At 61.2% G+C, this 21,100-nt stretch carries 22 protein-coding genes, 1 tRNA gene and 2 pseudogenes; 13 read left to right on the top strand and 12 right to left on the bottom strand.

Annotated features, from left to right (window positions below):
* The first annotated feature begins 17 nt into the window (after positions 1 to 17).
* The 12 genes from ybgF (at position 18) to tnpC (ending at position 9,012) form a co-directional block, all read left to right on the top strand.
* Positions 18 to 776, top strand: coding sequence for a tol-pal system protein YbgF (gene ybgF, locus RS901_RS01385; RefSeq protein WP_316151037.1), 759 nt, complete (start codon positions 18 to 20; stop codon positions 774 to 776).
* Between the two features lie 133 nt (positions 777 to 909).
* On the top strand, positions 910 to 1,593 hold the full coding sequence (gene queC / locus RS901_RS01380) for a 7-cyano-7-deazaguanine synthase QueC (protein ID WP_316151036.1): 684 nt from the start codon (positions 910 to 912) through the stop codon (positions 1,591 to 1,593).
* Between the two features lie 27 nt (positions 1,594 to 1,620).
* On the top strand, positions 1,621 to 2,736 hold the full coding sequence (locus tag RS901_RS01375) for a YeeE/YedE family protein (protein ID WP_316151035.1): 1,116 nt from the start codon (positions 1,621 to 1,623) through the stop codon (positions 2,734 to 2,736).
* Positions 2,737 to 2,792: 56 nt separating this feature from the next.
* Positions 2,793 to 2,868: transfer RNA gene (locus tag RS901_RS01370), tRNA-Lys, on the top strand.
* 162 nt (positions 2,869 to 3,030) lie between these two features.
* Positions 3,031 to 4,056, top strand: a complete 1,026-nt coding sequence (locus tag RS901_RS01365; RefSeq protein WP_316151034.1) for a site-specific integrase — start codon at positions 3,031 to 3,033, stop codon at positions 4,054 to 4,056.
* A 3-nt stretch (positions 4,057 to 4,059) separates the two neighbouring features.
* Positions 4,060 to 4,257 carry a ribosome modulation factor gene (locus RS901_RS39030; RefSeq protein ID WP_425476454.1) on the top strand — a complete coding sequence of 66 codons (198 nt, stop codon included), beginning with the start codon at positions 4,060 to 4,062 and terminating at the stop codon, positions 4,255 to 4,257.
* 336 nt (positions 4,258 to 4,593) lie between these two features.
* Positions 4,594 to 4,851, top strand: a complete 258-nt coding sequence (locus RS901_RS01360; RefSeq protein WP_316151033.1) for a hypothetical protein — start codon at positions 4,594 to 4,596, stop codon at positions 4,849 to 4,851.
* Positions 4,852 to 5,319: 468 nt separating this feature from the next.
* Positions 5,320 to 5,853, top strand: coding sequence for a 3'-5' exonuclease (locus tag RS901_RS01355; RefSeq protein ID WP_316151032.1), 534 nt, complete (start codon positions 5,320 to 5,322; stop codon positions 5,851 to 5,853).
* Between the two features lie 64 nt (positions 5,854 to 5,917).
* Positions 5,918 to 6,391 (top strand): 3'-5' exoribonuclease, encoded by a 474-nt coding sequence (locus tag RS901_RS01350; RefSeq protein WP_316151031.1) that lies wholly within the window; start codon positions 5,918 to 5,920, stop codon positions 6,389 to 6,391.
* A gap of 129 nt (positions 6,392 to 6,520) precedes the next feature.
* Complete coding sequence (gene tnpA / locus RS901_RS01345; protein ID WP_316151030.1) at positions 6,521 to 6,997, top strand: IS66-like element accessory protein TnpA; 477 nt, start codon at positions 6,521 to 6,523, stop codon at positions 6,995 to 6,997.
* Entirely contained in the window at positions 6,997 to 7,350 is a 354-nt protein-coding gene (gene tnpB, locus RS901_RS01340; RefSeq protein WP_316151029.1) for an IS66 family insertion sequence element accessory protein TnpB, read from the top strand. Before tnpA ends, tnpB begins: the two co-directional genes overlap by 1 nt.
* A 57-nt stretch (positions 7,351 to 7,407) precedes the next feature.
* Positions 7,408 to 9,012 carry an IS66 family transposase gene (gene tnpC, locus RS901_RS01335; protein WP_316151028.1) on the top strand — a complete coding sequence of 535 codons (1,605 nt, stop codon included), beginning with the start codon at positions 7,408 to 7,410 and terminating at the stop codon, positions 9,010 to 9,012.
* Positions 9,013 to 9,086: 74 nt separating this feature from the next.
* On the opposite strand, the gene RS901_RS01330 is transcribed toward tnpC, so the two are convergent.
* The 11 genes and pseudogenes from RS901_RS01330 to RS901_RS01280 form a co-directional block, all read right to left on the bottom strand.
* On the bottom strand, positions 9,087 to 9,347 hold the full coding sequence (locus RS901_RS01330) for a hypothetical protein (RefSeq protein WP_316151027.1): 261 nt from the start codon (positions 9,345 to 9,347) through the stop codon (positions 9,087 to 9,089).
* Positions 9,348 to 10,216: 869 nt separating this feature from the next.
* The gene (locus RS901_RS01325) at positions 10,217 to 10,912 is read right to left on the bottom strand and encodes a hypothetical protein (protein ID WP_316151026.1); all 696 of its coding nucleotides are present in this window, start codon (positions 10,910 to 10,912) and stop codon (positions 10,217 to 10,219) included.
* A gap of 122 nt (positions 10,913 to 11,034) precedes the next feature.
* Positions 11,035 to 12,587 (bottom strand): annotated as a pseudogene (locus RS901_RS01320) (IS3 family transposase).
* A gap of 312 nt (positions 12,588 to 12,899) precedes the next feature.
* A complete protein-coding gene (locus RS901_RS01315; RefSeq protein ID WP_316151025.1) occupies positions 12,900 to 13,109 on the bottom strand; it encodes a hypothetical protein in 210 nt (69 codons plus the stop codon).
* A 78-nt stretch (positions 13,110 to 13,187) separates the two neighbouring features.
* Complete coding sequence (locus RS901_RS01310) at positions 13,188 to 13,982, bottom strand: ATP-binding protein (protein ID WP_316151024.1); 795 nt, start codon at positions 13,980 to 13,982, stop codon at positions 13,188 to 13,190.
* A gap of 1 nt (position 13,983) precedes the next feature.
* Positions 13,984 to 15,306 (bottom strand): DDE-type integrase/transposase/recombinase, encoded by a 1,323-nt coding sequence (locus tag RS901_RS01305; RefSeq protein ID WP_316151023.1) that lies wholly within the window; start codon positions 15,304 to 15,306, stop codon positions 13,984 to 13,986.
* Between the two features lie 131 nt (positions 15,307 to 15,437).
* A complete protein-coding gene (locus RS901_RS01300) occupies positions 15,438 to 15,971 on the bottom strand; it encodes a DUF6431 domain-containing protein (RefSeq protein WP_316151022.1) in 534 nt (177 codons plus the stop codon).
* A gap of 71 nt (positions 15,972 to 16,042) precedes the next feature.
* Positions 16,043 to 16,651, bottom strand: a complete 609-nt coding sequence (locus tag RS901_RS01295) for a serine/threonine protein kinase (RefSeq protein ID WP_316151021.1) — start codon at positions 16,649 to 16,651, stop codon at positions 16,043 to 16,045.
* Positions 16,652 to 16,799: 148 nt separating this feature from the next.
* On the bottom strand, positions 16,800 to 18,179 hold the full coding sequence (locus RS901_RS01290) for a hypothetical protein (RefSeq protein WP_316151020.1): 1,380 nt from the start codon (positions 18,177 to 18,179) through the stop codon (positions 16,800 to 16,802).
* A 93-nt stretch (positions 18,180 to 18,272) separates the two neighbouring features.
* Complete coding sequence (locus RS901_RS01285; protein WP_316151019.1) at positions 18,273 to 19,535, bottom strand: three-Cys-motif partner protein TcmP; 1,263 nt, start codon at positions 19,533 to 19,535, stop codon at positions 18,273 to 18,275.
* Positions 19,536 to 19,563: 28 nt separating this feature from the next.
* Positions 19,564 to 20,421, bottom strand: coding sequence for a phage Gp37/Gp68 family protein (locus tag RS901_RS01280; RefSeq protein WP_316151018.1), 858 nt, complete (start codon positions 20,419 to 20,421; stop codon positions 19,564 to 19,566).
* A gap of 212 nt (positions 20,422 to 20,633) precedes the next feature.
* Here RS901_RS01280 and RS901_RS01275 point away from each other — a divergent pair, with 212 nt between their 5' ends.
* On the top strand, positions 20,634 to 20,759 hold the full coding sequence (locus RS901_RS01275) for a hypothetical protein (RefSeq protein WP_316151017.1): 126 nt from the start codon (positions 20,634 to 20,636) through the stop codon (positions 20,757 to 20,759).
* A 17-nt stretch (positions 20,760 to 20,776) separates the two neighbouring features.
* On the opposite strand, the pseudogene RS901_RS01270 reads toward RS901_RS01275, so the two are convergent.
* A pseudogene (locus tag RS901_RS01270) lies at positions 20,777 to 21,061 on the bottom strand (transposase domain-containing protein); the annotation flags it as partial.
* Positions 21,062 to 21,100: the final 39 nt, after the last annotated feature.

Below are 21,100 nucleotides of genomic sequence, written 5' to 3'. Positions count from 1 at the left end.
TCTGCGGATAGCCATCCATGAAAGCACGCGTTTCCACCCTGTTGTGGCTCGCCGCCGTCGCCGGCGGCGGCATGCTGCCGCTGTCGCAGGCGCATGCCGGAGTGTTCGATGATGACGAGGCGCGCAAGGCGGTCATCAACCTGCGCGACCAGTTCAACGGTTTCCAGGCGACCGCGACACAGCGTATCGAGCAGAACAGCCGCACCACGATCGACATGCAGAACCAGCTCGAGGGCCTGCGCCAGGAAGTGGCGCGGCTGCGCGGCCAGAACGAAGTGCTGCAGAACACGGTGGACGCGCTGCAGAAGCAGCAGAAGGACTACTACGCCGACCTGGACGCGCGCCTGAAGAAATTCGAGCCGCAGCAGGTCACGGTCGAAGGCCGCGAAGGCCTGTCGCAGCCGGGCGAAAAGCCCGAATACGATGCTGCGCTCAAGCAGTTCCAGGCGGGCGACTTCAAGAGCGCCGGGAGTTCCTTCTCGGCCTTCGTCAAGAAGTACCCGCAGAGCCCGTACGTGCCGCTGGCGCAGTACTGGCTCGGCAACTCGCTGTATGCGCAGCGCGACTACAAGGGCTCCACCTCGGTGCTGCAGACCATGATCAATAACAACCCGACGCATCCCAAGGTGCCGGACGCGATGATCGCGGTCGCCAACAACCAGCTCGAGTCCGGCCAGAAGGCGGCCGCGCGCAAGACGCTGGAGCAGGTGGTGGCCAAGTATCCGGGCACCGAAGGCGCGCAGGCGGCCAGCAACCGGCTGAAGACATTGAAGTAACACCGGAAGCGGCCGGTATGCCCGGTCCTGTCTGCAAGGCCCGCTTTGGCGGGCCTAATGATTTTTCTTGGGTCGCGCTAAAATACACGATTCGCCTGAATCTTCTGCGCGCCCAGACGGCGCGCTCCCGATCATGACCCAACGCGCTATCGTCCTGCTGTCCGGCGGACTCGACTCCGCCACCGTACTCGCCATGGCCCGCGCCCAGGGCTTCGAGACCTATGCGCTGTCGATGCGCTATGGCCAGCGCCACTCCTCTGAACTGGAAGCCGCCAAGCGCGTGGCGGCCGCGCTGGGCGCCACGCGCCACGAGATCATCGACCTGGACCTGCGCCGCTTCGGCGGCTCGGCGCTGACCGACGACACGCTGGCGGTGCCGACCGATGGCGCTTCCGGCGGCATCCCGGTCACCTACGTGCCGGCGCGCAACACCATCATGCTGTCGCTGGCGCTCGGCTGGGCCGAGGCCGTCGGCGGGCGCGACCTGTTCTTCGGCGCCAACGCGGTCGACTACTCCGGCTATCCGGACTGCCGCCCGGAATACGTCGCGGCCTATGAAGCGCTGGCCAACCTCGCCACCAAGGCCGGGGTCGAGGGCGACCGCTTCCGCGTGCATGCGCCCATCATCGACATGACCAAGGGCGAGATCATCCGCGCCGGCATCGCGCTGGGGGTGGACTACAGCCTGACGGTGTCGTGCTACCAGGCCGACGACGACGGCCGCGCCTGCGGCGTGTGCGATTCGTGCCGCATCCGCCGGGCCGGCTTTGAGGCCGCCGGTGTGCCCGATCCGACCCGCTACCAGGCCGCTGCCTGATCACCAGCCGCCGTCCACGCCCCCGACATGCCTGAAATCGACCTCGCCGCGCTCTCGCGCACCGTGCTGCTGAGCACGTTCGTCCTGACCTTCCTGTTTGGCGCCGTGCTGCAGCGCACGCACTTCTGCACCATGGGCGCGGTCTCCGACATCGTCAACATGGGTGACTGGAGCCGCATGCGCATGTGGGTGCTGGCGATCGGCGTGGCCATGATCGGCACCGGCGTGCTGGCCTGGACCGGCGCGATCGACCCCACCAAGACCATCTACACCGCCAGCAAGCTGGGCTGGCTGTCGGCGCTGGCCGGCGGGCTGATGTTCGGCTTCGGCATGGTGCTGGCGTCGGGCTGCGGCAGCAAGACGCTGGTGCGCATCGGTGCCGGCAACCTGAAATCGCTGGTGGTCTTTGTCTTCCTGGGCCTGTCGGCGTACATGACGCTGCGCGGGCTGTTCGGCGTGGTGCGCGTGAATACCGTCGACGCGGTGGCGCTGACGCTGCCCACCACGCAAGACCTGCCGTCCGTGCTGGCGCAGGGCACGGGGCTCGCGCGCGGCGCGCTGCAGCTGGGCCTGGGCCTGGCGCTGGGCGGCGTACTGGTGCTGTGGGCGCTGGCCGGCCGCGGCTTCCGCTCGTTCGACAACCTGCTTGGCGGCATCGGCGTCGGGTTGATCATCGTGGCAATGTGGTATGTCTCGGGCCACCTCGGCTATGTGGCCGAAGACCCCAACACGCTTGAAGAACTGTTCGTCTCGACCAACAGCGGCCGCATGGAAAGCCTGAGTTTTGTCGCCCCCTATGCCTACACGCTCGACTGGCTGATGATGTTCAGCGACAAGAGCAAGGTGGCGACGGTCGGCATCGTCAGCGTGTTCGGCGTGATCGCCGGCGCGGCGGCCTATGCCCTGGCCACGCGCACGTTCCGCTGGGAAGGCTTCGGCAATGCCGAGGACGTCGCCAACCATATGGTCGGCGGCATCCTGATGGGTGCGGGCGGCGTGACCGCGCTGGGCTGCACGGTCGGGCAGGGGCTGTCGGGCGTGTCGACCCTGGCGCTTGGCTCGTTTATCGCGCTGGCGGGTATCCTGGCCGGCGCGGTGCTGGCATTCCGCTACCAGATGTGGCGTCTGGAGCGCATGGCCTGAGGCGCATGCTTGACACATCGAGAACCGCATCCCTATAATCGCGGTTCTGTTTTTTCGGGTCGTTAGCTCAGTCGGTAGAGCAGCGGACTTTTAATCCGTTGGTCGCGTGTTCGAGTCACGCACGACCCACCAGTTCACCTTGGGTGAAGAAAATCAAGCACTTGCGAGCGATCGCGGTGCTTTTTTTTCGTCCGTAGCTCGTGCGCGGTGGTGTCAAAAACTGCCCTTTGCCGGAAAACTGCCGGAACGGAACAATCCAGACCAAGCGCTTTATTGAGCAAAGGAGTCTGGAGAGTGGCATACATCAGTCAACGCGGTGCGTACTGGCGCGCCGAGATCCGCCGGCGTGGCCACAAGCCCGTCTATCGAACCTTTGATACAAGGCAGCAGGCCCAGCACTGGGCACGGCGCATTGAAGGCGAAATGGACGCTGGTGTGTACATTGACCGTACCGAGGCGGAGCGCACAACGCTTCGCGAGGCGCTCGAACGGTATCAGCGTGAGATCGTTCCGACAAAACGCTACCCGAAGCAAGAGAACACGCGTATTGCCCGCTGGCTCCGGCACGAACTCGCCTACCGGACACTTGGCTCCCTCCGGGGAGCCGATTTCGCACGCTATCGTGATGAGCGGCGGGCGGCAGGCCGCGCCGAGAACACGATCCGGCTGGAGCTGCAGCTCGTCAGTCATCTGTTCGAGATGGCAAGGAAGGAGTGGGGGTTGGAGAGCCTGCTCAACCCCTTGAAGAACATCCGAAAGCCCGGCGGGAGTTCGGCGCGTGATCGCCGCCTCGCTGACGGCGAATACGACGCCATCAGGACGCAACTTGAATCGAGCGCGAACAGATATGCTGCGCCAGCGTTCGACTTGGCAATAGAGACGGCCTTAAGGAAAGGCAGCTTGTTCTCGCTTCGGTGGGAGTGGGTTGATCTCCCGGCAAGGATGATTCGCTTTCCTGCTGAGGCCCGGCGCGCGGCAAACAAAGGCGTCCCCGCCGTATTACCGCTGTCAACTCGCGCTCGCAACGTCCTGGCCACACTTCGCGCCGAACCGTTGGAGGGATCGGGGGCTGCATCAGAGGTAGATCGTGTACTTCCCACGACGCCGAACGCGGTAATGCTCGTGTGGGCGCGTGCCTTGGCCAAGCTGCAAATTGATGACCTTCGCTGGCATGACCTTCGGCATGAAGCTGTCTCACGCTTGTTCGAGAAAGGCCTCCACCCAATGGAGGTAGCCAGCATCAGTGGGCATCGAAGCATGCAGATGCTGAAGCGCTATACGCACCTGAAGCCAGAAAGCCTATTGGACCGGTTGGGTTAGGCGATGATCCTCAGACAAGATCCCAAAGCTTGGAAAGAAGGGTTCGCTGTGGGGCAGCAAGGGCGTCCCGGACTGTTCTGTCCGTATCTCCCGAACAGTGACCTAAGCTGGGCATGGCACAGCGGCTGGATCGAAGGAAATGCAAAGTGGAGGCAAGACGCCTGCGCTCGCCGTTCAGCGCCCGGTCCAACCGAAAAATGATGAGCTGCTGTACGACCAAGGGGGACCCCGCGTTCGCCACGTGGAAGGGGGCAGGGACCCTGCCCCCAGCCTACAGGCTGACAGCCTCTGCGACTATTCAAGGGCGCGCTTCGCCTGCATCCTCACCTGTTCGGTGCTCGCCGGCACGGCTGCGCCCCGCGTGCTGCTTCCGGGGCGGCCCTTGAGATTCGCGCCGGCAGATGGAGGTACCGACTGTCGATGGTGAATGCTTATGAGGCGCTCTCCGCAGCGGGCTTAATTTGTTTTCGAAGCGGTCTCTGCCAAGCGGCCATCTGGCAGGGACCTGACCACAATCCACCTATCTGAGAGGTGACCATGGCTACAGCAATTGTATCAACGGTGTTGATAGAGGATGTGCTATGCGAAGCATCGCCCGACGTGCATGATGCTCACCCGGGGCTTACCAAGGAGCTGGTTTCCCTCCTGCGCCCGGCCCTGAATCGGGTCGTAAAGGCCCATCGGACGCCAACCCGGCTGCAGGCGGTGATTGCACAGCAGCGCAAGCGGGTTTCGAAATGCTCAACAGCAGCCGTTGCCTTTGATCTGTTTGTGGAAAATATGACAGACGCCTGAGGAGAGACCAATGAATGTGGCTGAACTGATCGACCTCCTGCGGAGCTATTCGGCAGATGCACGGGTCGTTGTGCAAGGGTATGAATTCGGTTTCGACGACATAACGTCTGTAGCTCGGCAGCCTCTCTCGATCGGAGCAAACTTGACAGCGCGCCCCGGTTTTGGAGGGGGGGAGGTCATACCGGCAGAATATGGGGCTGGTGCCCACGACTCGCCGAGCGGAGGCACACTACCGGACGAGATAGCTGTGTACCTAAAGGGAGCACCTCGACGGTAGCTTCGTGGGACGCGGCCTCTCGTATGGACATCCGCCCTGGCGGGCGGAACGCGGGACAAGCCATGCACAGCGGATGGACAACCCTACGGGTTGCCCACGCACTGCGCACAGCTTGCCCCACTTGCCCACACTTCCAGCCTTGCCTAGGCACGATAAGAGACAATTCCTTCAACCCAAGATCCAAAACAGCTATGCCAAATATCCTCGTCGTGGATCTCGAGGCCACGTGCGACGAGAATGCGCCATCGTTCGAAATGGAAATCATTGAGATCGGTGCGGTGTGGGCAGCAGCCGATGGCAGTACTGTGCTCGATTGCTTCCAGGCGTTCGTTCGTCCCGCGGTCAATTCGACGCTGACACCATTCTGCGCGCAGCTTACAGGCATCACGCAAGCCGACGTAGATGCTGCATCGCTCTTTCCGGCGGTCGCCGATGCATTGCGCGCCTTCGTCGCGCTCCACCGTCAACCAGGTTCGACATTCGTGAGTTGGGGCGAGTGGGATAGCCGGCAGCTGGAAAGGGAGAGCCAGCGGCACGGCATTACGACCCCCATCGATCTCCCACACCTCAATGCCAAACGCCTCTTTGCCAAGAAGCGACGCATTGGCAAAGCCATAGGTATGGCGAAGGCTTGCGAGTTGGTTGGCCTGCAGCTTGAAGGTGCGCATCACCGGGCCCTTGATGATGCCATTAACGTTTCTCGTCTGCTTCCGTGGATCTTCTGAGAACGCTTGCAAGGGACAAAGGAAGGCGCCAAAGCAAGGACTGACCACTTGGGACAAGAGAACCATGAATGCCCCGCGTAGCCCGTGGAAGACCCGTTATTTCCTCGATACCGAGTTCACGACGTTCGATGCTTGCCAGCTCATCAGCATAGCGATCGTCGGCGAGGATGGCCGTGAGTTTTATGGGGAACGCTCCGATTTCGACAGAGCGCTATGCAGTGACTTTGTGCACAGCGTTGTGCTGCCGCAGCTTGGCCAGTTTCCGGGCCGGTCGATGCCGTTGGCACAGCTCCGCGACGAGCTGCGGGCGTGGCTTATGAACGTACCACTTAAGCCAAAGCCGGTGCTGTGCTACGACTTTGGCGGCGATTATCACCTGGTCAGCCACCTACTTGGTGAGCCGCTGCCGCGTGGCTGGAAGGCAGAAAATGTCCAACTGAAGATCAACGCTGGCCGACTCGATGCGTACTTTTCTGAGCACGGCGGCCGGCATCACGCGCTATACGATGCCCGAGCGAATTGTTACGCCTTCATGTGAGCGGAGAGGTGAACATTCGGATATCCGCATTTGCTGGTTGACGCTCTGTAAGCGCGAAATTCTCCGCACATAGCATCAGAAGCGCAGACGGCGCAGGATTGTGTCCACCATTTTTAGTGGACACAAGTCATGGGCCAGATCGATTTGGATTTCTTGCCGCTGCGGGCGATCAACGTCGGCGCCAACGGCAAGCGTAGCTTTGACAAGGGTGACAAGCGGCGGTTGGTTGAAGCTTGCCTGCGGCCAGGGGTATCGGTGGCCAGCATGGCAATCAAGGCCGGGGTGAACGCGAACCAGTTGCGCCGATGGATCGGGCAACACAAGGCGGAACAAAAGGTTGCTGCTGGCACGAGGGACGTCATCGAAAGTGCGCCGGCGGCGTTCGTTCCGGTGGTGGAAATTCACGGTGCCGGCCCGCAGGCCGAGCCCGGGCGGACAACTATGCCTGGGGCAGTGTCGGTGCCTGTGCGTGCGTTGCAACCGCCGGCGCCATTGCCGTCTCGGCTGGTGGCGCAGTTGCCCAACGGCGTGACGGTCGAGCTCCAATGCGGCGGGCAGGACGTCGCGCTGGTGAAGGCGATGATCGAAGCGTTGGGAGCGCGTTGATGTTCAAGCTCGACGCTGACCTGCAGGTCTACCTGCACCGCAATGCGGTGGATTTCCGCCTCGGGATCAATGGATTGGTTGCCCTGGTCGAGCAGTCGATGCAGCTCGATCCGTTTGCCCGTGCCGTCTACGCCTTTCATAACCGCCGGCGCAACCGGATCAAGCTCTTGCTGTGGGATCGCACCGGCTTCTGGCTCCTGATGAAGCGCTTGGAGGAAGACCACTTTGTGTGGCCACGGCGTCAGCAGGCGGTGATCGAGCTGACGACCGAGCAGTTGCACTGGCTGCTGGACGGTATCGACGTAGACGCCGTGCAGCGGCATCCGTCGCGCAAATATCAGCACACAGCTTGATGGTCGTTCGGTGTGACGTATACCCGAATGGGCGGCGGCTGCACTATCGTGTTCAGCATGAACGAACACGACCTCTCCCAATTGCCGCCGGCCGCCCAGGCCTATATCCGCGAACTCGAAGCGCGGGCTGCTGCCAACGCCCAGCACATCGCCGAGCTAAACGAGCGCATCAGGCTCCTTGAGGAACAGTTCCGCCTCGCGCAGTCCAAACGCTTCGCACCAAGCAGCGAGAAGCTCAAGGACCGCGTGTTCGACGAAGCCGAACAAATGGCCGCAGAGTCGGCCGACGACAATGAGGATAACGCGCTCGCGCTTCCGGACACGGGGTTGCCGGAGCCTGACAAGCCTGCAGGCCGCAAACGTGGTCGCAAGCCGCTGCCGGCGGAGTTGCCGCGCCAACGCATCGAATACGACCTGCCCGAGGACCAGAAGATCTGCTCCTGCTGCCAGGGCGCGATGCACCGCATGGGCGAGGAGGTCAGCGAGCAGTTGCACATCGAAGTCAAGGTCTCGGTGCTGCAGCACGTCCGCTTCAAATATGCGTGTCGGCACTGCGAGCGCAACGCCGAACGCACGCCGGTGCTGACTGCGCCGATGCCGGCGCAACCACTTCCAGGCAGCAATGCAAGCGCGGCTATGCTTGCGACGGTGACCACCGGCAAGTACGTGGATGGCACACCACTGTACCGTATGGAAGACGCACTGAGTCGCGCCGGCATTGAAGTTGGCCGCGGCACACTGGCCAACTGGATCATCCGGCCCGCGCAATTGCACTACAGTCGGCTGTACGAGGCGCTACGCCGCACGCTGCTGTCCCAGCCGCTCATCCACGGCGACGAAACGACGGTGCAGGTCCTGAAGGAAGAAGGCAAGACCCCGCAGAGTCAATCGTACATGTGGGTCTATCGCAGTGCCGAAGACAGCGAACAGCCGGTCGTACTGTTCGACTACCAGCCGGGGCGCGCTCAGGAATATCCGCGAGCGTTTCTCGCCGGCTATGAGGGCATGCTGATGACCGATGGTTACAGCGCGTGGCGCACGGTCAATGGCGTCACGCACTTCGGCTGTCTCGCCCATGCCAGGCGAGCGTTTGTCGACGCGCTCAAGGGCCAAAAGAAACCCGGTGGCCGCGCGCAGCACGCGCTCGAGTACTTCAAGGCTCTGTATCAGGTCGAGACGCTCGCCAAGGCAGACCTACCCGAAGGTGAAACGCGCATCGACTACACGTACCGGATGCGTCAGCAGCACAGCGTGCCGTTGCTCGAAGCGTTCAAGGCATGGCTGGACGAGCAGGCGCCGCAGGTACTGCCCGAGAGCCTGCTGGGCAAGGCGATCGCCTACACGCGAAACCAGTGGGAGTACCTGAGCCGCTACGTCACCGACGGGCAAGCGGCCGTGGACAACAACATCATCGAGCGCGACATCAGACCATTCTGTACGGGGAGGAAGTCGTGGATGTTCAGCGACACAGTCGCCGGCGCCAAGGCCAGCGCGATGGTCTATAGCCTGATGCTCACGTGCCGGGCTTGCGGCGTGGAGCCGTATGCCTATCTGCTACACGTGCTGACCGAATTGCCGCAGCGTGCCCCGGACGCGGACGTCACCGACCTGCTGCCGTTCAACTTCGCCAAACGCCAAAGCGCCGCTGCGCCCGCCGCCTGAACGACGACCGGCCGCAACCAAGGCGCTGATCGATCATATACGGCACTCGCCCGTTACACGGTAACGGGCGAGCATTACCGGCTCGCCTTGAAGTAGAGGTCCCATTGCTCTGAATCCGGATCGAGCCGGCGCACGATTGCTTCGTCGGCACGAACTATCAGCCGCTCCAGCATCTGACGCTTCGTTACCGCGTAACGGCGTGCCAGGCGCGCGAGCGCGAGATCCACCTCGCTACTCACCCACATGTCCAGCCGACGTTCTCCGTTGCCGTCCTTGCCCGCTGTCGCGCGTCTTGCCCGATAGGCCGCCTGCCGTTGGGCTGTCGTCTGCGCCATCCTGCACTCCTTAGTTACCCGGTAACGTTTCCATATTGCGTACGTTACCGGGTAACGGCTCGACTCAACAAGGTGTGCTGAAATGAGCGGTTACGACGCTCTCATTGCATGCTTGCACTGCAAGTGTCGAGCAAATCGGAAACACGATTTCACAGCACGGTCGGCCGTCTCAGTTCGACCCCTATGCGCAGGTCGCAACTATGCGTAGGTCGCGCAGGGCGTCTGATCGAGTCCGGCGGCGGCGCAGCTTCTGGCATGGTGGTTCAGTGGAGAGCTGAGCATAGTTTCCGCTGCAGACTGAAGTGGTGGTGCCACTTAAGGCGGCTATGATGGCTTTCGCGATCCGGCGTGCCATTACAGGGTCATTACACTCTGGCACGCCACGAGAGCACCAAGACCACTCCACCGTTATGTCGAAGCCAACCCTCGATGAAAAGAAGGTACTCGCACGAATAAAGCCTGCCGACACAACCATGCATCGGTTATAGGCACGGGACACACGCATGCGGTTCCTTCGGACGCTATAACTATGCGCAGACAGTATCGGGCCAGAAACCCCTCGGAGATTGGTCCGGTACCGAGGATTTCACGCCATCTACGCATAGTTGCGACCTGCGCATAGGGGTCGTATTTTTTTGGTCACCGATCGCGGACTGGCCCCGACCGGCCTGTTCACGCGTCAGTAGCCGCGATCGCCAACCAAAAAAATCTCTGCTCTATGCAGAGATTTGCATAGCGACCCGAAGCGGCCATCCACATTTCCGACCGCGAATGACTGATTACGACGTACACCGCCCATCGCGCCAATCGCATTCATGGAAGCCCGTCCGTGCCGGAGTATTTCAACCGCCCCTTACGACGCTCTGTTTCTAGACCGCTTGTATTTTCGAGATCCCCTTGAGAAGGCGACTCTTGAAAAGGTCTCGATTACCGACATCGAAATTTGGAGCCTCAGAGTCTGTGCGCAAGACCACAACTTCATCAGCACCGGAATCGACCTCCGCGATCGTTACCACCAGCTCAGATCCGATGAATCTGAATGTGGTTTTCATCCAGTACCTCATCAGATGCTCTCGAAAATGATGATGCAGACCCATGTTTCGATAGGAGTGATCTGTGGCTGGATCATAGTCACCGCTGTGGGTCGGGACATATTCACGCTCGAGTAACGCAGAGACATCAGCCTGGATGGAATAGACCCATTCCACTGCCTTCACATACGTTGCGCGTTGACGCTGTTGCCGGGCCGCCTTTTCTTTCGAGAATCCCTTCTTAATTTGCTCTGCGATCGCAGCGGGATCGTCGGCGCCCGCTTGTTCTCGGCTGTTGTTTATGTCTTGGGCCATTTTCCGGAACTCACTGATGCTGTTGAATCGATCTGACAACCTGGGCTGAAATGCTACGTCGAAGAGGCGCGCTAATAGCCTTGCCGCGGTCGGGTTTGGCGCTACGTCTTGTACAGAAATCCCGTCGCGCTGATGGGGAAGGCGCCCTGCTGCGTCTTCGAGAACCGCCGGCGGCTGCCCAAACAGGCAGAAATAGAGAATGCCGGCGAGAAACGACACATCGCTTCTCAGGTCATGCCGATGAACGCTGTAGCTCGACAGTTCCGGCAACCGAAGAAAGCGATTGCCCAATTCTTGCCAGTCGCCAGTGCGGCGGTTGTCAAGATAGTTGACGCGTCACTTCATGCGGACTGCTTTAGTTCTTGCGGCTGCATCCGTTCCGGATTGAGCCAGACTTCATTCTCCAGCTCCCAATTGCGCGTCGATCGAGACCAACGCTGCGGATTGCGCGCCTTGGCCTCCGCGTACACGGCCTTGCGCTGCGCAAGCACAGCAGCGGCTACACCGTTGTGGCGCTGCGCCGGCGTGACGAATTTCAGGCCGCTGTGTTTGTGCTCGTGGTTGTACCAACGCACGAACTGCTGCGTCCAGGCACGGGCCTCATCGACACTGCCGAACGGCCTGCGTGGGTAGTTGGGCCGGTACTTGCAGGTGCGGAACAGCGACTCGGCGTACGGGTTGTCGTTGCTCACGCGCGGCCGGCTGAACGACGCCGCCACTCCCAGGTTTTCCAGGGTGGCGAGCATCGTCGCGCCTTTCATCGGGCTGCCGTTATCCGAGTGCAGCACCAGCGGACGTCCCGCCAGGCTCTCGGCCAGACTGGCACGCCGCATCAGCAGTGCGGCCAGTTCCGCCGATTCCGCCTCATGCACTTCGTGACCGACAATTTTGCGGCTGAACACGTCCAGCATCATGTACCAGTAGTAATACCGCCCCTTGACCGCCGACGGCAGCCACGTGATGTCCCACGACCAGACCTGGTTCGGCGCCGTCGCACAATGACTGGTCACCACCCGAGCCGAGGGTTGGCGCGCACGACCCCGGTGGTGCTGCTGCGAAACGCTGCGCAGCACACGGTAAAAGCTCGACTCCGACGCGAGGTACACGCCGCGGTCGGCCAGACCCGGCACGATCTGGCTGGGCGGCAGGCTGGCAAACTCCTCACTGATGGCAACCTCAAGAATCTGTTGCCGTTCGGCGTCGCTCAGTTTGTTGCCCGGTTCCGGCCGCACGGTCGTCGTGCGGCGATCGGCCGGCACCGCGTCGCCGTCACCCACCCAGCGCTGGAACGTGCGCAGGCTCAGGCCCAGTTCTTTGCAAGCCTTCTCCAACCGGCAGCCGGACTGCGCTGCCTCGCGGATCAACGATATACATAACAGGCGATCCGGGACGTTGATCAATCGTCCTCTTTGTCTCCCCAGATCGCCTGGGCTTTTTTTCTCAGAATCAGCAGCGCAGCCGCTTCCGCCAGCGCTTTCTCCTTGCGCTGTAATTCCTTCTCGAGCTGGTGGATGCGTTTCCTGTCGTCTTTCGACTGATGCCGCTGCTCCCGCGCCTGCTCCGCAGCGTTCGCATTGGCTGCCAGACAGGCGGCCCGCCAGGCGGCGATCTGTTCGGGATAAAGACCCTTGCGCCGGCAGTACTCGGCCAGCTCCGCTGCATTGAGCGGGGCGGTTTCCAGCACTACCGCAAACTTGTCTTCCGAAGACCATCCTTCGGGATTCTTCCCATCGCCCGGCACGACCAGCCCCTTTCCTTTCGCCTGTCGGCGCCACGTGTACAACGTCTGCTCGGTAATCCCCGTTTCCCTGGCCAGCGCTGAAACCAGCACGTTTTCTGGCGGCATCATGCGGCGCACCAGCGCTTCTCTTCTCTCTGCTGAGTAGGCTTTCATTTACCCTGATTTTACCGCCCCCGGACCTCGTCTCTAAGAATCAGGTGACGTGACATCTATCCTGACGCCGGGGGAGTGTGCCAGTCGTCTTTTTCCTTCAGGTTGAACGTCAACTGTTATGTCTCGGCCTATTCGAGGAGCAGCGTCGCGAGCTATTCGAGGTGAGACGGCGGCGATCGTCGCGCGTTGCGTGGGTCGCAGAGCCATCTTGCGCAGCGTGAGATGGAATGAGGCGACGTTTGAGAATCGTCGCGCGATGAAGGGGCCGGCCGAAGTGCAAACAGCCCCGGCGGGTGAGGCAGGGGCTGCTGTTCAGAACGGATCGTCGAAACGAGGGGCTCGCGGGCCGCTACCGTGGTGCCATGGCTCGTAGTAGTGGCGGATCTGGTCCCTGTACGTGGCGCTGAACCACAGGAAGCTGTCTCGCAGGAAGTGCAGGATCTGCACCGCGGCTTCGTCCGAGAGGGTGGGCGGAACCGGCATTGGAGGGATGGCGGGACGGGCTGTGTGCTTCGATCGCATGTTGCAGTACTCCTTGTGTTGGCGACGCCGGGCGATGCCGCGCGCCGACTGCGGGAACGCCAGGCTTGGCGTTGTCGGTCATCGCAATTCCTCAATGGCCTGTTGTAGCAGTTCGTCAGGCAGGTGATTGAGTCCTTTGGGAACGGCCAGCTGCATCGCGGTGCGCAGGATGCGCCCGGCCTGCCGGGGGAGGCCACGCGAGGCCTGCCGCAGCAGCTCGAGCCCGGAGTCGGCCAGCAGCGTGTGGGTGGAGCCGGCACTCTTGAGCGCGTGCGCAATGAGCTGCGCGAAGCGTTCACGCTCGATGACCGGTTTGAATTGCACGCGTGCCTGAATGCGTCCATACAAGGCGGCGTACGGCGCGCGTTCGAGCGTACTGGCCAGACTCGGATGACCGGCGAGCCAGACGGTGAGCAGGTCACGAGCATCGAAGGCGAAGTTCAAGAACGATGGGAAGTCGCGGAAGAACTCGGGCGGCAGGTTCTGGGCTTCGTCGATGATCCACACAGGCAGCAATTGTTTGCTGTCGGCGAGCTCGGTGATGCGCAGCTTCAGATCGCGCCACAGGTCGGCACGCCGATAGCCGGGTTCGAGGCCAAGCGCGCGGGCCAGCGCCCGGTACAGATCGACGCGACCGAACTCGGTTTCGGCCAGATAGATGACCAGATAGCGATGCGGGTTGAGTGTGCGGGTGATGTGGCGTAGCGCGGCGGTCTTGCCCACGCCGGGCTCGCCGGTGAGCAGGCCGATGCCGGGGCTGGTCAGCAGCCACTGGAAGCGCTCAGTCAACTGGGCGAGCGCGCCATCGTCCCACAGTTCGGTCGAATCCTTGTCCAGCGGCGCGCGATGCAGGCCGAAGTGTTGTCGGTACATGTCATGACTCCGGTGCGTAGTGGCGCTGGTGAACGAGTTCGATCAGGTTAGGACCCGGCGCGGCGGGTTCGCCGCTCGCCGGTTCCGGCAGGGGCTTACGGCGTCGGCGGGTGAGGTTCGCGACTGCGTCGAGTTCAGTGGCGGCGCCCAGCGGCTGTCCGGATTCGCTCTCGACGCGCCTGACCGTCGCGGTATGCGGATCGACGACGAGCAGCACGGTCCTGCCGGTGAGCTCGTACGGGACCTCGAAGCGCTTGCCCTGGAACGACACCGTGCCATCGCGGCGCACATGGCGCGCGACGCGATGCAGGAACAGCTCATCGAGTTGCGCGGCCAGCGAGCCCAGCAGGCGGATCCTGGGTAGGTCCTGTTGATAGCGGGCCAGCGGCGTTTGGTTACCGAGCGCGCTGTGTGTGTTGCGGTGATAGACCTGCTCGACCCAGGCCCACAGGCGGGCGTTCAGGTCGGCCAGGTCGCGGATATGGCTTATGTCGAGCTCGGCGAGGAACTGGTCGCGTAGGGTCCGGTGCCAGCGCTCCAACTTACCCTTGCCTTCTGGCGCGTACGGCCGGCAATAGACCAGGCGGATGGACAGTCTGGCGCAGATGGCCTGCAAGGTCGAGGCGCGATAGGCCGCGCCGTTGTCGACGACGATCATCCTGGGGATACCCCGCTTCAGAAGCGCCTGCTTGAGCACGCCTTCAATATCCAGCGCCGTCTCCGCCAGGCAGAATGCGCCGTGGGCGATGAGCCGCGAGGCGTCATCCATCAGCGAGACGAGATAGGTCTTCATGCGCCGGCCGCCGAGCGACAGTGTGGGCCCGTGCATGACGTCGCCGTACCAGATGGAACCGGCGTGTTCGGCCACGAAGCTGCGCTTCTCGTCCGGCACGACAGTTGGGCCGGCAATGCGCGACAGACCGTGCGCCTGGAGCAGTCGGTGCATCGCGCAGCGCGAGAGCGTGTCACGCGGCACGACGCCGGCGGCCTCGAGCAGCAGGCGGATCTGGCGAATCGAGCGGCGCGGGTTCTCGCGCTTGGCGGAAAGCACTGCGGCTTGCACCGGCTCGGGCAGCTTGGAGCGGCCGGTATCGGCGCGGGGCTTGTCGGCCAGCCCTGCGATGCCCTCGCGCCGCCAGGCGTAGTACCAGGCCTGCCAGGTCTTCTCGCCGATGTGGCGCCGGCGCGAGCCGGGAATCGCGTACTCCTGGCTGGCCAGTTGCCGCACGAGCTGCTGCAGCTCGCCGCGACCCAGCTTCTCGCGGCTCACCAGCGGGCCGAGCACCGACAGGCGAAACAGCGCCTTCGGATCGATGTCGTTCATGAACGTTCCTCGTTAAAAGAAAGGAAACGCCATGAGACCTGCGATCCGAATCCGGCGGCAGTGGGCAAAGTGTGTGGAGCGCTGGCTACGGCGCGGATCGGCCCATCGCGCGTCGCGCCGCAGTCAACGGATCACGGGACATCTTGTCCGTCGTGATCGAGCCAGGCCATCGCTTCACACAATGGCATCCGGTCGAAACAGGCAAGCCAGAGCGCGCGCGTATCGGTGGCGCGGCCCAGCCCGGCAAAGCGGCTGCGCAGATGGAAGGCGAAGGTGACGCCATGCATTTGCAGCCAGCGCCACCAGCGCCGCACGGTGTAATAGCTCAGCCCGAGCACCGCAGCCGTGCGGCGTAGCGACGCGCCGATGAGCAGGAGCAGCAGGACCTGCTGCTGCACCGTCCAGTCGTACCAGCGGCGTGGACAGAGGCACAGCGGCAGGCGAGAGCAGGTTCGGCGGCACGTCGAACAACGAAAGCGCAGCACAGGGACCGGATTGAGCAAGCCGTCATCACTGCGGTCAGCCTTGCGGTGATAGCAGCCGTGGCACCACAGGCATGCGCTACCGCAATGCCCGCAGGCATCCGGCCGATACGACTGCGGCGTTGAACGCACGGCGCGAAGATGTTGTTCGAGCGCGGGAAACGCGAATACAATTCGATGCATAGGCCGGTCTGTTCTGATGGTTCGTGCGGGGTCGGAAACGTCGCACGATATCAGAGCAGTACTGGCCTTCTTTACATCCGTTGAGTCTCGCGATGATCAAGGCAAAGTTCGTAAACACGCTCTCGCCGAAACCGCGATGAACACCCCTCGCTAAACCTTAAGTTCGGCGGGACGTAACACGTCAACCCGAAGTCGACCAAGACCGCATCGGCATTGCCGTCTCGCAGAATGACATTGTCAGGCTTGATATCGCGGTGAATGCCACCGCGCTCATGGCAGTATTCGACGACGTCAGCGAGCTGATCGACAATCTGCAATGCATCCTCGAAGGAAAAAGGTTTTCCAGCGCGAAAGGACAGGTCCTTGCCCGACACGAGATCTGTGACGAGATACAGTTGTGCCGATGAATCGGCGTATAACTGCGCGTTGCTTTCTACCAGACGGGGGATTCGCGGGTGCGAGTATGTTGCGAGCGCGGCCGCTTCGCGGAACATCCGCTTGCGACGCTCAGGGTTTGTTTGCTCTTTCAAAACCTTGAGAAACGCTTCTTTCCCCGGTTCTTCTTTCAACGTTGCGCAATAGGCATAGGCTTGTCCGCCTCCGCCCATAGCCTTTCCCTTTTCCCATCGCGCGTCAAAATTGGGAGAATCGACCCACCGAACCCCATCCTCGTTTTGCAAGATAAACCTCGTGTGATATTGGCACTATCTTTCAGCGAATAGTGTTTGCCCCAATATTGTGACACCGCCGACCTGAGCTTGGTCCTGACCGCCACGCACCTCTAAGGAGCGCTGGACCACCGCCCTGCAAAATGGGGCAGCAGGTCAGCTAGCGCTGTTGCCGATCCGGACTGCCCCCTGATGGGGGGAAGGGCACGGCTTGCTTCCACGCGGGTAGGTCGTTGTCGAGAGCTGCTGATCCGGGGAAGATCATCATCGACGGCACGGGGTCTCGTCCGGCGCCAAACTTGTCGACCGTCTCGTCCACCAGCCATGAGTGCGCCTCCGGCATTCTCGGAACGAGGTAGTGGATATAGAGCGCTGCCAACAGCGATTCCGACTGGAACTGTAGGATAGCTTGCTTGTTACGTTCTCGACGCAAATCCGAAGATTCGCAGCCCACTTCGGCATCCATGGCTAGATGGATGATCCCGATGCCGGCCGACTGGACTTGTCGCTCGGCTTCGACTAGCTTGTTTTTGACATGTCTCGCCTTCCTATCGAGGGCTTCCGCTGCAGTGCACTGCCACGTCACTACCGATGCGTAGTGGACCTCATCCATGAAGCGTGGGTCGCGGTTGTCTGGAATTCCGCTTGTGGCGAGGTGATAGCCGTTACTCCGGACCTCACTTCCGGTCAGAAGCCGCGCCATCTTTGTGCCAAAGTAGAGAGATGTGTTGCGCATATCCTCTCGCACTGCGTCGAGGTTTGCCGACCGAATCTCTCCGGACGCGAACTCGTCACGCCACGGGTATGCTCCAAGTATGACCAGCGGACTAGCAAGGAAGCGAGATAATCGTTCCGCGAGGTAGCTCTCCGGAACGTCCATCAATTCCTTGGTATAGATCACATCGATGTGCAACGATAGATGGCGTTCATCAATGATGGCAGCGGCTTGCTTGAAGATTCGACGATGCCGGGCCCGCTCATCCTGCTCGTACCGGCCTTGTCGCAGTCGCTTCAGTTCGATCGCGACGGGCTCGGCCGAACCTGGTAGGAACAGGTGAAGGTCCGGCGTCTTGGCGTGGCCGGGCTCTTCCGCTACGAACGCGACGTCCAAACCGTCATTAGCGTAGTTGCCACCCATCACAAGCTCCAGCAGCGGACCGTCTGGCGCCGTGGCTCGATCAACCAGCATACGCCGCGCGCGCTCGCTTGCTCCAGGGATTCTCGTGAGTTCGCTAGCATTTACACCAATCTGCTTGACCCAAGGGACGCAGCGAGAGGCTAGAGCAATGTCGTAGGTCCGTCTGCTGTCCAGCAGCGATTTGGCCTGCGCAAGAAACGACGCCACCAAATCCGGCCCAAGGTCCGCCAGTTCGGGATCTCGACCGAGGTTATCTGGCGCTAAGGTGAATTGGCGATAGCGACGCTGGGCGGCCTCAATGCGCTGCCAGAACCCTGTCGCGTCGCGGCTCGCAGAGGCCAGCCAGTTCAGTCCGGCCAAGACTTCAGCATCCGTCTCTACCCCGCCCGATAATTGCGACAACGTGTACCTCCATAGCTAATGCACATACATACGCATCACTGTGACGATCATCGACGCCGTTCGTCTGGAACTCACGCTGGCTTCCGATACTATTCAGGACATCGGCAATCGGAGTTGTTTTGGCACCTCAACCAGATCGGCGTCTGATATATATCGAGATCGATAGCGTGCTTTTCCGTCAATGGATCGAATCACCACGTCGCCTTCGGCGATCAGCGTCGCAAGAGCGTCCTTGTACATCGACGCAGTCGCGGGAGTGCCGTTACAGGTTTCCGCGAAAAGTCGCAGGAATGACCCGGGTGTGGATTGGCTTCGGATACGGCGGGCAAGCTGGGTGACCAGCTCCTTGTCAGACTTGGCGCGAGCGACGTCATCAAACCGGAATCCGCCGTCGAATTCCTGCAGGAACCCCATGGTCTGGGGCGCCAGCATGTTCAGCCCGGCGCCACCATAGTGCATGAAGTGATTGCTGTGCTGCCAGTGAACCTGCTTCATGACATCCTGTGCGCGAGGGTGCTGGGACAGATGTACGAGCCAGTATTCACCGTGACCGGCGCCCGAACCGCGGATAAAGAACGGTGTGAAAAATTGCGCACCGCAGCCGTCAACCAGCGCCTCGCACAGTGCGGCCTGGATGAACCGGCGCCAGTCCGCATCATGGCGCTTGATCTCCTCGATGGAGCGGCCGCCCAGATGTCTGAGGATGTCCACCCGAAGGGTCGACGAGATTTTTCTAGCAAGTTCGTCGTTGGTGTACGTCGCAAAGGACGAGACATGAAACGTGAGAACGATCTCGGCGTCCCTAGCGCGCGCAAAAATGCGCTGGATCAGCGAAAGGGGGACTTCGGTATAGCCGTACTGATCTAGGAAGAAAAGCGCAGTGCCCGAGCGAGGAGTATGTGCAGCGATTCGATCCAGAACGGCTTCGACGGCGACCCCAAACTCTGCATGCATGATGTGGATGGTTGCCCCAATGGCATGCGCATAGCCGCGTTGTGTCAGCACCTCGCGAAGATGGCTGAGCGCCTTCTTGTCCTTGTCGATGAAGATAAACTGTACGTCGAATAAAACACGCTTCAGGCGGTCCTGATTGATCTTCAGTGATGCCTCTTCTACGGCCTGGAGCATGCGGACGGGGGAACCGTCGACGAGCGCACCGGAGTCCGCCAATTGATAGAGTCCGCCACCGCAAAAACCGTCAACGAGGGTAATTCGGATCCGATCGCGACCGCGGGCATTGAGCAGCCGTTGTTGGAAGTACCGAATCAGGTAATCGACTAGAACCTGATGCTTTGTGAGGCTGTGCGGCGCGATTTCGGCCGGGCCGTTGCTCCAATCGTAGTGACGCTTTGCCAAGAGAAGACCCCGAGAACGGTTTGAACGACTACACGGCGGTGTGCGGAAACTGATCCCAATGCTTGCCGGCCAAGACTCTGCCTGCTTTTCCCTTTCCAATCGCTGCGACGGATACCTCCGACCCGTCCTTCCGTATGACGTGGATCGGGGTGGATTTCTTCATCATGCTCGCAACCTGTTCGACTGGCGCCCAGTGCCCCCATTGCTTAAAGTGGAAGGGCACCTTGGCCTTTGCGCACTGGCGCTGCAATGCTGCAGGCCAGTCCGGATCCATGGGCCGAGAGTGAGGGCCCGATTCGCCGCCGGCTATCACCCAATCGACACGATTACCCTTTTCGTTGCGCTTTAGATAATCCGTCAGATCGACGGCGCTCAGCAACGGCTCGCACGATAGGAACCGGACCGAAGGAGAGGAGAACTCCAGCAGGTGCTTGATGCGTTTTCCGGCTGTCGCCTGATCTTCCACCGTTGTGCCAAGCCAGACGTTCTTTGGAAACTCGTATCCTTTCGGCAATTGCTTCCGTACGAGATGAATGCGTTTGGTTAGAAGCAGCCAATCCAGGTATGGGGTCTGGGCAATGAGTTCAAGCAGGCGCCGTCGCTCCGAAACCAAATCAGGCCGATTTTCAAATACGTCCGCCATGGATGCACAGAAGACGCGTCGTCGAACGTTTTCACTAGCGGCCTCCTTGTTCCACTTCAGAGGTTCCTTCCAGTGCGCGTCGCTAAAAAATCTTCGCGGCGTATGGGGACCCCATAGGCCTTCGCCGAGGCGTTTCGCCCAGGTTTCGGCATAACAGTGGTCGCATGCGTCCGATACCTTCACGCAACCCCACCAGGGATTGAAGGTATGGTGTGTCCATTCGATGCGAGAGTCTTTTCCCATTGCAGCCAACCCGGTCCTGGTCAATTGTCATTGTACCGCGCCAAAGCCGGAGAACATGTGTTACACCAAGACACCGCGCGGGACTTCGGAGATGAGTTCCTCAGTTGAAGAAGCGTGGGCTTGCAGGATCTCGGCCTATGATCTCGGTCCGTTGCGATGGTTACTGTACTGGCGTATTGTCTTTACATAAAGGGTAATTCCGAGAGTCTCACATGAAAGCCGAGGATAAAGTCGTACCGGACCCCATCGACGGATTGCCGTCCATGGTGGTCGGGCGCTGGGTCACCGAGGAGAAGCATCAGATAATCAAGCGCTACGTTGATGCATCTTGGGCGTAAGCGGTAAGCGGCCGGCGTTATTGACGTGACTGGCGTTCGTCTCGTTGGTATAGGTCGGAGCGCAGTGGATTTTTGGCGAACAGCGTCTTCCACACGCGGGGCGTCAGTTGCTCGACCAACAACGCGGGGTGCTGGCCCACACGCTGCAGGACATCGACCAAGTAATCGTAAGGGTCGACCTCGTGCAGGCGGCAGGTCACGAGCAAGCTCTGGACGATACCGATATGCTTGGCGCCCAGTTCAGTCCAACTAAACATCCAATTTTTGCGACCCAGTGGTATTACCCGAAGCGCCCGTTCGAGGAGCTAGAGTTGAAAGTGGTGTACGGGCGGGGAGTTGAG

Origin of the sequence: Cupriavidus sp. BIC8F (assembly GCF_032465815.1) — a bacterium.
GTDB classification, from domain to species: domain Bacteria; phylum Pseudomonadota; class Gammaproteobacteria; order Burkholderiales; family Burkholderiaceae; genus Cupriavidus; species Cupriavidus necator.
This window is presented reverse-complemented; position numbering and strand designations above follow the sequence as displayed.